Annotated in this window: 14 protein-coding genes; 9 read left to right on the forward strand and 5 right to left on the reverse strand. The window is 59.8% G+C overall.

What is annotated here, in order from left to right; all coding sequences use genetic code 11:
- Positions 1–82 precede the first annotated feature (82 nt).
- Positions 83–589, forward strand: coding sequence for a L,D-transpeptidase family protein (locus tag BM131_RS09170; RefSeq protein WP_090188657.1), 507 nt, complete (start codon positions 83–85; stop codon positions 587–589).
- 12 nt (positions 590–601) lie between these two features.
- On the opposite strand, the gene dalA is transcribed toward BM131_RS09170, so the two are convergent.
- The 4 genes from dalA to BM131_RS09190 all read right to left on the reverse strand — a co-directional run bounded on the left by dalA (position 602) and on the right by BM131_RS09190 (position 4,590).
- Complete coding sequence (gene dalA, locus BM131_RS09175) at positions 602–1,180, reverse strand: divisome-associated lipoprotein DalA (RefSeq protein WP_090188660.1); 579 nt, start codon at positions 1,178–1,180, stop codon at positions 602–604.
- Between the two features lie 112 nt (positions 1,181–1,292).
- Positions 1,293–2,453, reverse strand: coding sequence for an MFS transporter (locus BM131_RS09180; RefSeq protein WP_090188662.1), 1,161 nt, complete (start codon positions 2,451–2,453; stop codon positions 1,293–1,295).
- A 184-nt stretch (positions 2,454–2,637) separates the two neighbouring features.
- On the reverse strand, positions 2,638–3,720 hold the full coding sequence (gene hemH / locus BM131_RS09185) for a ferrochelatase (RefSeq protein ID WP_090188665.1): 1,083 nt from the start codon (positions 3,718–3,720) through the stop codon (positions 2,638–2,640).
- Positions 3,721–3,777: 57 nt separating this feature from the next.
- Positions 3,778–4,590 (reverse strand): SAM-dependent methyltransferase, encoded by an 813-nt coding sequence (locus tag BM131_RS09190; protein ID WP_090188668.1) that lies wholly within the window; start codon positions 4,588–4,590, stop codon positions 3,778–3,780.
- Positions 4,591–4,618: 28 nt separating this feature from the next.
- Between BM131_RS09190 and BM131_RS09195 the strand changes: the two genes are divergently transcribed.
- From BM131_RS09195 to BM131_RS09210, 4 genes are read left to right on the forward strand one after another with little or no spacing between them, the layout of a single operon-like run.
- The gene (locus tag BM131_RS09195; protein WP_090188671.1) at positions 4,619–5,332 is read left to right on the forward strand and encodes a ComF family protein; all 714 of its coding nucleotides are present in this window, start codon (positions 4,619–4,621) and stop codon (positions 5,330–5,332) included.
- Positions 5,333–5,360: 28 nt separating this feature from the next.
- Positions 5,361–5,618 carry a glutaredoxin 3 gene (gene grxC, locus BM131_RS09200; RefSeq protein WP_090188673.1) on the forward strand — a complete coding sequence of 86 codons (258 nt, stop codon included), beginning with the start codon at positions 5,361–5,363 and terminating at the stop codon, positions 5,616–5,618.
- Complete coding sequence (locus tag BM131_RS09205; RefSeq protein WP_090188676.1) at positions 5,615–6,448, forward strand: carbon-nitrogen hydrolase family protein; 834 nt, start codon at positions 5,615–5,617, stop codon at positions 6,446–6,448. The genes grxC and BM131_RS09205 overlap by 4 nt, the downstream gene beginning before the upstream one ends.
- Entirely contained in the window at positions 6,445–6,888 is a 444-nt protein-coding gene (locus tag BM131_RS09210; RefSeq protein WP_090188678.1) for a MarR family winged helix-turn-helix transcriptional regulator, read from the forward strand. Before BM131_RS09205 ends, BM131_RS09210 begins: the two co-directional genes overlap by 4 nt.
- Positions 6,889–6,943: 55 nt before the next feature.
- Here BM131_RS09210 and ubiG read toward each other — a convergent pair whose 3' ends face one another.
- Complete coding sequence (gene ubiG, locus BM131_RS09215) at positions 6,944–7,684, reverse strand: bifunctional 2-polyprenyl-6-hydroxyphenol methylase/3-demethylubiquinol 3-O-methyltransferase UbiG (RefSeq protein WP_245754193.1); 741 nt, start codon at positions 7,682–7,684, stop codon at positions 6,944–6,946.
- Between the two features lie 75 nt (positions 7,685–7,759).
- Here ubiG and pip point away from each other — a divergent pair, with 75 nt between their 5' ends.
- The 4 genes from pip (at position 7,760) to BM131_RS09235 (ending at position 11,740) form a co-directional block, all read left to right on the forward strand.
- A complete protein-coding gene (pip, locus tag BM131_RS09220) occupies positions 7,760–8,749 on the forward strand; it encodes a prolyl aminopeptidase (RefSeq protein ID WP_090188683.1) in 990 nt (329 codons plus the stop codon).
- A 135-nt stretch (positions 8,750–8,884) separates the two neighbouring features.
- Complete coding sequence (rimP, locus tag BM131_RS09225) at positions 8,885–9,484, forward strand: ribosome maturation factor RimP (RefSeq protein ID WP_090188685.1); 600 nt, start codon at positions 8,885–8,887, stop codon at positions 9,482–9,484.
- Positions 9,484–11,094: a transcription termination factor NusA gene (gene nusA, locus BM131_RS09230; protein WP_090188688.1), complete on the forward strand. Its 1,611-nt coding sequence runs from the start codon at positions 9,484–9,486 to the stop codon at positions 11,092–11,094. Before rimP ends, nusA begins: the two co-directional genes overlap by 1 nt.
- A gap of 19 nt (positions 11,095–11,113) precedes the next feature.
- Entirely contained in the window at positions 11,114–11,740 is a 627-nt protein-coding gene (locus tag BM131_RS09235; protein ID WP_090188690.1) for an RNA-binding protein, read from the forward strand.

Here is an 11,740-nt window from a genome sequence, read left to right on the forward strand (position 1 = left end):
CGCTTGGCCGCTGGGTGGGTGCTGGTGTAGCCAATAGGGAAGGTCGACCAAGATCGACCATTGGACAGATAGCGGGCATGTTATGATTTTGAACCGACGTTTAATGATGGCCACGGCCATGGGCGCTTTGCTGACGGCTTGCGGAAAGCCTGCAGTCAGCAAGTTTCGCCGCTATGATGGGCCACCTGTGACGCGGGTGCAGGTGTTCAAAAAGCAGCGTCGATTACAGCTGCTCAGCGGTAATCGCATGCTGAAAGACTACAAAATGGAAATGGGATTTGCGCCCGACGGGCACAAGCAAATCCAGAATGACGGCCGTACGCCCGAAGGCGCGTACCGCATTGATCGGCGCAACGCGAACAGCCGTTTTCACCTGTCGCTAGGCATTTCCTATCCGAATTCGGACGATATCGCGCGGGCCGAAGCTATGGGCAAACGCCCGGGCGGCGATATCTTTATCCACGGCACCCCGACCAATTATATTGGTCAGGACGACTGGACCTGGGGCTGTATCGCCGTCAGCAATGACGAGATCGAAGAGATCTACGCCATGGTCAAAGACGGCACGCCGATCTTTATCTATCCCTAAGGTGGCGAGACCCTATTGGGTCATCGGCGGCAGGGACGCAAAGGTATCGGCCGTAAAGGTCGGTGCCTGCACCACAGGGCCCGTGCCCATGGTCATCACCCACCAGATTTTGCCAGCGGGTTCTTGAAACCACGACAGGCCCATCTTGCGTGCAGCCGGGTCCAGCACAACGCGGCGCGTATCTGCCTGCTTCATCCAAGCGGCAAGGGTTTCAAGCTCTGTCTCGTAGGACTCAGAGATATTCTCACCCAGCACGCGGCCTTGAAAGCCGACGCGTTGCGCGCGTTCCAGCGGTGACGATCCGTCAGAGCCGAACAGCCAAGGCCGGTTCTGGATCGACATATCGCGCGCATGGGTCGCGTCAGCGGCATTCAGTTGTGGGTCCAGTTCGACCGCAGGCACGCCAGCGGCGGCGCGCAAGGTGTTGACGCTATCCAACATGCGGAACTGGATATCATCGGTGTCGTCCGGGCCAATGCGGTAGACTTGCGGCAAAGGCAGGCCATCAGGGCCGATCCGACCCTTGGGCGCGCCGCTACATGCAGCAAGGCCAAGGGCCATCACCCCAAAGATCATCTGACGTCGTAGCATTTTGGCACCCTTTTGCTGGCCGTTGCGCTCTCTTACCGAAGACAGGCAACCACTTCAAATGCCACATCAGTGAGGTCGCGCTTTCCCGCAGGGGCATAGATTACATGCCACATCAGGCGCGCGCTGGTTTTGACCCTAGCGCGCCTGACAGAACAAAGCTGACGGCCACAAGCGGCAGGCCAAGGCCAAAGGTCCAGCGCAGACCCGCGTGTTCGGCGACAAAGCCAAGCAACGGCGGCCCTAGCAAGAAGATGACAAAGGAAAACTGCGCCAGCGCGGCGACATTCAGCGCGGCAGATCGATCGCTGCGCTGGGCAGCCGCCGACATCGCCAGCGGAAAGATTGCGGCAGTTCCGGCACCGATCAGCGCAAAGCCAAGCAGAGCGACCAGCGCAGACGGAGCGAAGAACACGACAAGGACACCAAGCGCCATGGCAACCTGCATCGCCCGCGCGACCCGGTCCGGGGCGTGGCGGTCAACAATGCGGTCTGAAAAGTAGCGTGTGATCGCCTGCGACAGCGCGGTCGTGGCGACGGCGAGGCCGCCCAGAAACGGCAGGGCGTCAAACACGGACCGCATATAGATGGCCGACCAGTCGATGCTGGCACCTTCTAGCAGCATCGCCGACAGAGATACGCCGACCAGTACCATGATGCCTTTGGTCGGCCGTGCAATCGCCGGTCCGGCATCGGCTGTTTCGGTGCCGCGTTTTGGGGCTGGCTGAAAGTCGGCCAGAAGCACGCGTACCCCTAGGAAAATGATTGGCAACACAAGCGCCATGTGCAGCGTCGGCGGCACACCAAACTGGGCCATTGCGGCGCCGAACAGACCGGCGGCGAAGAAACCAAAGCTCCAAAAGGCGTGGGCGCGGTTCATGATGCGGCGGCCTAAGGCGGCTTCGACGCGGTCCGCTTCGACGTTCACGATCACCTCTGTCGCGCCCATCGTTAGCCCGGCGGGGATCAGCAAGAAATACAGCGCCAGCGGTCCGGTCGCATGGACTGCAATGGCGAAGCACAGCGACATCAGCGGCAGAAGGATGAACAGCGCTTGCCGATGCCCAAGACGCGCAATGACTGGCGCAGCCAATGTCAGGGCGATCAGGGTGCCCGTCGATGTGCCGATCAGGGCCAACCCCAGGGCACCTTCTTCGATGCCCATCGCGCGTTTGATGTCCGGCAGGCGCGGGAAAAGGTTGCCCAATGCAAAACTATAGATCGCAAAGGCAGCAAAGACGCGCTGATGCGGGGCAAGGCGAGCGGAGATCGACATGAGGGGTGCTTTCGGCATTAAATCCGGCGCACTTAATCACGGTTATCTGTGCGGGCCAACGGGGACCGGATGCAGCGCTTCGCGCTACAGCCTTCGGCGAGAGTTTATTTCGCCAGATGAAGGGGATCCCGCCGGAGCGTTTTGGGCCCCGGCGGGGGCAACCGTGTTAGGTTTACCCGGATGCTTAGTCCGCCGTTTTCAACCAGCCCTGCAGGTTCTGATCGATCACGCCGCAAAGTGCGTCAATGTGGGCAGGGTCGTCGTTGAGGCAGGGAATATAGGTGAAGTGTTCGCCGCCGGCCTCTTCGAAGCTTTCTTTGATCTCTTCGTTAATCTCTTCGAGCGTTTCGATGCAATCGGCGCTGAAGGCAGGGGCGCATACGGCGATGCGTTTGATGCCTTCTTCCTCTGCCAAGCGGGCGACTTCTTTGACCGTGTAGGGCTTGAGCCATTCTTCGGGGCCGAAGACGGACTGGAAGGTGGTGCGAATTTCAGTTTTGTCCCAGCCAAGGCGTTCGCGCAGCAGGCGCGTCGTTTTCTGGCACTCGCAGTGATACGGATCGCCCTCTTTCAAGTAGCGTTCGGGCATGCCGTGGTAAGAGCAGATCAGCACTTCAGGGCGCTGTTCGGCGCTTGCGTAGGCGCGTTCGATGGATTGGGCCAGCGCCTCGATATAGGCGGGATCTTCGAAATAGGGGGCGACGACGCGGGCGATTGGCTGGCGCTTTTCCTTCATCAACGCTTGAAAGAATTTGTCGTTAGCCGTGGCCGAAGTTGCGCCAGCGTAATGCGGGTAAAGCGGGAAAAAGAGGATCTTGGTGCACCCTGCTTCGACCATCTCGCGCACTTTGGACGGGGTCGAGGGGTTGCCATAGCGCATGCAAAAATCGACGCGGACGTCGTCGCCATATTGCGCGACCATTTTGGCGCGGATCGCGGCGGTCTGCTTTTTCGTAATCGTCAGCAGGGGGGATTCGTTCTCTGCCTCGTTCCAGATGGATTTGTAGTTCGCGCCCGAGGCAAAGGGCCGCTTAGACAGGATGACCAGTTGCAGTAGCGGCTGCCAAAGCCAAGCGGAGTAATCGACGACGCGTTTGTCAGACAGGAATTCTGACAGATACCGACGCATGGACCAGTAATCATAGCCATCTGGCGTGCCAAGGTTCGCAACAAGCACGCCGACGCGCGCAGGTTTGATCGCCGGGTGATCGGGGGCCGCGTGCACGGGGCAGGTGGCTGGCCGTTCGGGGGGTGTTTTGTCGAACATACTGGCTTTCCTTTTGGTCCCGCAATCGATGCTTAGATCAAGGGAGTTATCGCGGGGTCAATTTTGGTCTGTTTTAAGCGGCGTTTCGGCGGTTCCCAATGCGTCAGCCAGTCGCGCCGTGGCAGAGCCAGGTCGCAGGGGCTGCGGTTGGCTTGCGGCGGGGGCCCAGCCGGTCAGGGTGACGACCTCGAACGTGGCTGTGATACGGCCATCCGGATCTGCGAAATGTTGGGCGTATATTTTCGCCGCATCAAGCAGGACGCGGGGCCGTGTCGGGCGGCGCAGGCGGGCGTGCAGAGCGTTCGCCTCTCCCATGGCGCGTAGGTCACGCATAAGGGCGAAGGCGTCGGTGTAGCTGACGTTGATCGTGTCGCTATCCGCCACCGGCAGGGCAAAGCCCGCGCGTTGTAGCAGGCCGCCAAGGTCGCGAATTTCGCCCATCGGGGCAATGCGCGGGGACAATCCCCCGGTTAGGCGGGACTCTGCCTCTGCCAGACAGGTCCGAAGCTGGTGCAGGGTTTGACCGCCGAACAGCGTGCCAATGAACAATCCGTCAGGGGCCAGCGCGCGGCGGGATTGGACGAGTTGCCCGACAAGGTCGTTCGCCCAGTGCAAGGATAGGTCGTGGATCAGTAGATCGTGCGCGGCTTCGGACACAGGTAGCGTTTCGGTCACCGGAATGGTCGGCGCGTCTGGCACGATTTGTGACCAAAGCGCCGGTGTCGGCGTCACGATCAAGGGGGATGTAAATGACCTGTTAACCTCTTCCAGTCTTTCCTGAACGTCATCGGCAACACGTTCGCGCAGGAACATTTCTGTTGCGCGGGCGCGGTTGCGGGACAGGGCAAGGGTGTCGGTCAGGGTCTGCATCTGGCTGATCTAGGGGGAATGCGGGCGAATGCAAAGTGTCATCAGGGCAATCTATCCGTCGCAGTGCGTCGCTTGCGACACGCAAACGGCCGAGGATCACGGGCTTTGCGGCGCATGTTGGCGCGATACGCAGTTCATTCACGGGTTGATATGTGACGCCTGCGGCACGCCGCTGATGGGGCAGGGGGCTGGACCCGTGCATTGCGATGACTGCATGACGATCCCGCGACCATGGGATCAGGGACGGGCAGCGCTGGTTTATGAAGGGATCGGGCGGCGCATGGTGTTGAACCTGAAGCATGGCGACCGCACCGATCTGGCAGTGCCTGCGGCGAAATGGATGCTGCATGCGGGGCGGCAGATTATCCGTCCTGATATGGTTGTCGTGCCGGTGCCGCTGCATTGGACGCGGCTGATCTCTCGGCGGTATAATCAGGCGGCGTTGCTGTCGCGGCTGGTGGCCCGGGGGCTGGGTGCGCCGCATGTGCCGGACGCGTTGCGCCGGGTGAAGCGGACGACCAAGATGGAAACGGTCGGGCGCGATGCGCGTTTTGCCGCGCTGGCGGGGGCAATTGCGCATCATCCGGCGCGGGCACATCTGATTGCGGGACGTGATGTGCTGTTGGTGGATGATGTGATGACGTCAGGTGCCACCTTCGCTGCCGCCACGGAATCGTTACAGGCCGCTGGCGCACAGCGTGTCTGTATCCTTGCACTGGCGCGGGTGGTGAAGGACACTTAAGTAAGCATCCAAGCCAAGGAGCCTGCTGATGAAAAACGTTGAGATTTACACAAAGTCGACCTGTGGATACTGCCATGCCGCCAAGCGGCTTCTGACGTCCAAGGGCGTGAAGTTTTCCGAAGTATCCCTGTCGCAAATCCCCGACAAAAAAGCTGAGATGATCCAGCGCAGCAATGGTGGTCGCACCGTGCCGCAAATCTTTATTGGCAAGACGCATGTTGGTGGCTGTGACGATCTGTTTGCGCTGGAAAGCGCGGGCAAGCTGGACGCGATGCTGGCCGCATGAAGGCGGCGCTGATCCAGATGACGGCGGGGGATGATCCCGCCGTCAATCTGATCAAAACCCTGCGATATGTTGCTGAAGCTGCTGCGCAGGGCGCGACGCTGATCTGCACGCCAGAGGTGACGAATTGCGTGTCGCAAGACCGTGCGCGGCAGCAGGACATCTTGCAGTTAGAGCAGGACGATATCACGCTCTCCGCCTTATGCGCTGAGGCCGCGCGGTTGGGTGTCTGGCTGTCCGTTGGATCACTAGCGGTCAAGACGGGCGATGCGGACGGGCGATTTGCCAACCGCAGTTTCCTGATCGGACCGGACGGCGCGATTGTCGCACGCTATGACAAAATCCACATGTTTGATGTGACGGTGTCGGATACCGAAAGCTATCGCGAATCTGCCGGCTATCGCCCCGGGGACCGCGCTGTACTGGCGCGGATGCCGGACGCGGCGCTGGGCCTTAGCATCTGTTACGATCTGCGCTTTGCGCAATTGCACCGGGATCTGGCGCAGGCCGGGGCGGATATTCTGCTGGTGCCTTCGGCGTTTTCGCCTGTCACGGGGGCGGCGCATTGGCACACATTGTTGCGCGCCCGCGCGATCGAAACGGGATGCTTTGTGCTGGCTGCCGCGCAGACAGGGACGCATGCTGCGGGATCTGGGCGGCAGCGTCAGACTTACGGACACAGTTTGGCCGTTGACCCTTGGGGCACGGTTCTAGCGGATGCGGGGACAGAACCCGGCGTCACTATGGTTGATCTGGATTTGGCTTTGGTGTCACAGTCGCGGGGCCGTGTGCCTTCACTGCGCCACGATCGACCTTATCTGGACCCACAATGACCGATCAGATCCAACACCTTGCCGTGACACTGTTCAGCGAATTACTGGCGGTCGACCAATTGGCGCGGGCCAGTATGGCACGGGTTCTACCCAAGGGGATGGAGCTGTCGCATTTTTCGGTGTTGAACCATTTGGCCCATATCGGGGCAGAACGTACGCCAGCCCAGCTGGCGCAGACGTTTCACCTGACGCGCGGGGCGATCACCAATACGCTGAGCAAGCTGGAATGGGCCGGATGGGTGCATGTCCGTCCGGATTGGGATGACGCGCGGCGCAAGCTGGTATCGATCAGCCCGGCGGGCCTGTCAGCCCGGGACGCTGCGATTGCAGCGATCAGCCCGCTGGTGGCCGATGTGGTGGCCAAGGTCGGCGAGGATCGCGTGCGTGCGACCCTGCCGGTGCTGCGTGAATTGCGGGCGAAACTAGCGGACCCGGCCTGACGGCCGGTGCCTTCGGCGGGAGTATTGAGAAAAAAGCGAGGAGGGCGGCGTAGTGTTAGGCCGGTTTTGTTGCGGCAGTGACGTAATTTACCGACAGATCGTCTGGCGACGTGGACCATGTGAAGGCCAGGAAGTTGAAGACATAGCCGGTGCGGTCGACGGGTGTCAGGCCAGCGTTTTTCAGCAGATCGAACAGCTCGTCCGGGGTGATGAACTTGTTCCAGTCGTGGGTGCCTTTGGGCAGCCAACGCATGACCCATTCTGCCCCTACAATCGCCATCGCAAACGATTTTGGATTGCGATTGATCGTCGAGCACAGGTGCAAGCCGCCGGGTTTCAACAGCTGCTGGCAAGCGGTCAAAAAGCCAAGGGGGTCGGCGACGTGTTCGACGACTTCCATATTCAGGACAACGTCGAATTGCTCGCCGGCTGCGGCCATCGCCTCGGCAGTGCCATGGCGGTAGTCGATGGTCAGGCCGGATTGTTCGGCGTGGATTTGCGCCACCGGAATGTTGCGCGGGGCGGCGTCGACGCCAACGACATCAGCGCCAAGGCGCGCCATCGGTTCGCACAGCAAGCCGCCGCCGCACCCGATATCGAGGATTCGCAGCCCGGCAAAAGGTTTGTCCGCGCCAAGGTCGCGGTTGTATTCAGCAGCGATCTGCCGCGTGATATAATCCAAACGGACCGGATTCATCATATGCAGGGGCTTGAACTTACCGGTCTCATCCCACCATTCTTCGGCCATGGCTTCGAATTTGGCGACTTCTTGATCGTCGATGGTGTTTGTGGTCATTTTGACCTCCGGCTTTGCAAGTGGCATCTGCAACGAGCCGTGGTTGTGCCCGTTACTGCCCTATATAGGTGATCTATGGAAAACGTCCCAAGCCAAAAGAGCGCAGTCGCGTATTTATACCCGCCGCTTGATCCGTTCGATCAGCGCATTGTGGACGTGGGCGATGGACATAAAGTTTATGTGGAGCAGTGCGGCAACCCTGTGGGTATTCCCGTTGTCGTGTTGCATGGCGGTCCGGGCGGCGGGTGTAGCCCTGCGATGCGGCGGTATTTTGACCCGGCTAAGTATCGCATCGTGCTGTTTGATCAGCGTGGTTGCGGGCGATCGCGCCCTCATGCCAGCGTCGTGGCCAATACGACGTGGCACCTTGTCGCCGATATCGAACTGATCCGGGTCACGCTTGGCATTGATCGCTGGATTGTGTTCGGCGGTAGCTGGGGGGCGACGCTCGCGCTGATCTATGCGCAGACCCATCCAGAAAACGTGGCCGCTTTGGCGCTGCGCGGTGTGTTCTTGATGACGCAGGGCGAGCTTGATTGGTTCTATGGTGGCGGCGCGGGGCGGTTTTGGCCTGACCTGTGGCAGCGCTTTGTCCAGCTTGTGCCAGAGGACGAACGCGGCAATCTGATTGAGGCCTATCACAAGCGCCTGTTTTCCGGCGATATGATGACCGAAACGAAGTATGCCCGCGCTTGGGCGCAGTGGGAAAATGCGCTGGCCGCGATTGACAGCGACGGGGTGACGGGGGAAAGCCCAGCGGATTATGCCCGCGCCTTTGCTCGGCTGGAAAACCACTATTTTCAACACAGTGGCTGGCTAGACAGCGACCACCAGATCCTTGCGCGCACGGACCGTCTGGCCAATATTCCCGGCGTTATCGTGCAGGGGCGTTACGATATGATCTGTCCGCCGCTGTCGGCCTATACCTTGGCGCAGCAGTGGCCGCTGGCAAAACTGACCTTTGTTGGGCGCGCTGGGCATGCGCTGTCAGAGCCCGGCATCAGCGCTGAGCTGGTGCGCGCGATGGATGGGTTTGCTGCCGACAAGACGCGGCTCAGGCTGTGATAGACGCCGCCCTTGCGGCGGGCGGCGTTTTAGTCTAAATGATTTTTCAACAGCGGCGTGCTGGCCTCCACCCCCAGCGCCCAACCGGAATTCGCAACGGGCCGCGCGCCCGTTTTTTTGTGCTTGGAGATATCCATGAACGACTTGATTGCCAAAGCGGCCATCGACCGCCGGATCGCAGAGATCATCACCCCTGTCATCGAGGACATGGGGTTCGAGGTCGTGCGCATCCGTCTGATGACTGGCAAGGAATCGACGCTTCAGATTATGGCCCAAAAGGCCGACGGCACGATCGAGGTTGATGATTGCGGCCAGATCAGCACCGCCGTTGGTGCTGTGCTGGACGTCGAAGACCCGATCCTTGATGAATATACGCTAGAGGTCAGCAGCCCCGGCATCGACCGTCCGCTGACCCGTCTGAAAGATTTCGACCAGTGGCAGGGCTTTGAGGCCAAGATCGAAACCGATCAGCTGATCGACGGTCGCCGCCGCTTTAAGGGCGAGCTGGCTGGCGTTGAGGGCGACGAAGTTCTGATTACCATTCCGGCCGGCGATCACGGCAAGGATGAGGTCACCATCGGCCTGAAATTCGACTGGTTGTCGGATGCAAAGCTGGTGCTGACAGATGATTTGATCCGCAACGTATTGCGCGGACGTAAAGACGCGGGCCAGATCGACGAGGCCCAATTCGACGAGATTGAAACCATCATTGATGGGGATGAGGAGAACACCTGATGGCCATTACGTCTGCAAACCAGCTAGAGCTGCTGCAAACCGCCGAGGCGGTTGCCCGCGAGAAGAACATCGAACCCGGCCTGGTGGTCGAGGCGATGGAAGAATCGCTCGCCCGGGCTGCCAAGTCGCGTTACGGCGCTGAAATGGACATCCGTGTCAGCATTGACCGCAAGACCGGTCGTGCGACCTTTACCCGCGTCCGGACCGTCGTCGCAGAAGACGACTACGAGAATTATCAGTCGCAGTTTACGCTGGAAACAGCGAAGGATTGGATCAAGGACGCTAAGATCGGCGATACGCTGGTCGAAGAAGTCCCACCGGTTGAATTGGGCCGGATCGCTGCGCAGTCGGCCAAGCAAGTTATCTTGCAAAAGGTCCGCGAAGCCGAGCGTGACAAGCAATACGAAGACTTCAAAGATCGTGCTGGCACGATCATCAACGCGCTGGTCAAGCGCGAAGAGTACGGCAACGTCATCGTCGACGTGGGTTCGGGCGAAGCCATCCTGCGCCGCAACGAAAAGATCGGCCGCGAAGCTTATCGCCCCAACGACCGCATCCGTTGCTACATCAAGGACGTGCGCCGCGAACAGCGCGGGCCACAGATTTTCCTGTCGCGGACTGCGCCGGAATTCATGGCAGAGCTGTTTAAGATGGAAGTGCCTGAAATCTATGAGGGCATCATTGAGATCAAGGCCGTCGCCCGTGACCCCGGCTCGCGCGCCAAGATCGCCGTCATTTCATACGACTCCAGCATCGACCCCGTCGGTGCCTGCGTTGGTATGCGTGGTTCCCGCGTGCAGGCTGTCGTGAACGAGCTGCAGGGCGAGAAGATCGACATCATCCCGTGGAACGAAGACATGCCAACGTTCCTTGTGAACGCGCTGCAGCCTGCTGAAGTCAGCAAGGTCGTTCTGGATGAAGAAGCCGGTAAGATCGAAGTCGTCGTCCCCGAAGAGCAGCTGTCGCTGGCCATCGGCCGCCGTGGTCAGAACGTGCGTCTGGCATCCCAGCTGACTGGTCTGGATATCGACATCCTGACCGAAGAAGAAGAGTCCAAGCGTCGTCAGGCCGAATTCGAACTGCGCACGAAGCTGTTCATGGATACGCTGGATCTGGACGAATTCTTTGCTCAGCTGCTGGTGTCCGAAGGGTTCACCAACCTTGAAGAAGTCGCCTACGTTGAAGCCGAGGAGCTGCTGGTCATCGAAGGTGTTGACGAAAGCACTGCCGGCGAATTGCAGGCCCGTGCCCGCGATTATCTGGAAGCGCAAAGCAAAAAGGCCCTTGATCACGCCCGCGAGCTGGGTGTCGAGGATTCGCTAGTTAACTTCGAAGGTCTGACCCCGCAAATGGTCGAAGCCCTTGCGGAAGACGGCGTGAAAACGCTTGAAGACTTCGCAACTTGCGCAGACTGGGAACTGGCTGGCGGCTGGACTGTTGTTGACGGACAGCGCCACAAAGACGAAGGCGTGTTGGAAAAATTCGAGGTCAGCCTGGAAGAAGCACAGAATCTGGTGATGACCGCCCGCGTTATGCTGGGCTGGGTTGATCCGGCGGACCTTGTTTCCGATGAAGATGACACCGATATGGAAGAGGAGGCAGAGGCGTAAGCGCCTCTGACTTAACCCTATGACCCGTGGTGGATTGAAAAAGAACCTGGATGACGGACCGGAGCGTCGGTGCATTGTCACCGGCGAAACGCAACCGAAGATGGGGTTGATCCGCTTTGTTGTCGGGCCCGACAATCATGTTGTGCTTGACATCTTGGGCAAGTTGCCCGGACGTGGTATATATGTTGCATCCACCCGCGACGCGCTGGACAAGGCCAAGAAGGGCCAGTTCAGCCGATCTGCAAAAGCGCAGGTTCAAGTCCCGGATGGATTAACGGAAGAAGTCGAACGCCAACTGGTCCGGCGCACACTGGATTTGATTGCGATGGCCCGCAAGGCGGGGCTCGCGGTTTGCGGGTTCGAAAAGGTAAAAGGCTGGTTGGCCGGGGGCGAAAACGTGCGCGTCCTGCTGCAAGCCGGTGACGGATCAGAGCGTGGCAAGGCCAAACTCTGGACGCCCGAAGGGGCAAGATATTACAGCTGTTTGACCGCAGCTGAATTGGGTTTGGCTTTCGGGCGGCAAAGTGTGATACATGGCGCGCTCGCGACTGGCGGACTCAGTGACCGTGTTGTAGAGGAAGCCGCAAGACTGCGCGGACTCCGCGAGATTGACGACAGCAATATGGCTGTCGGGAAGGATACATAG

It is taken from the genome of Loktanella salsilacus (genome assembly GCF_900114485.1).
In the GTDB taxonomy this organism is placed as follows: domain Bacteria; phylum Pseudomonadota; class Alphaproteobacteria; order Rhodobacterales; family Rhodobacteraceae; genus Loktanella; species Loktanella salsilacus.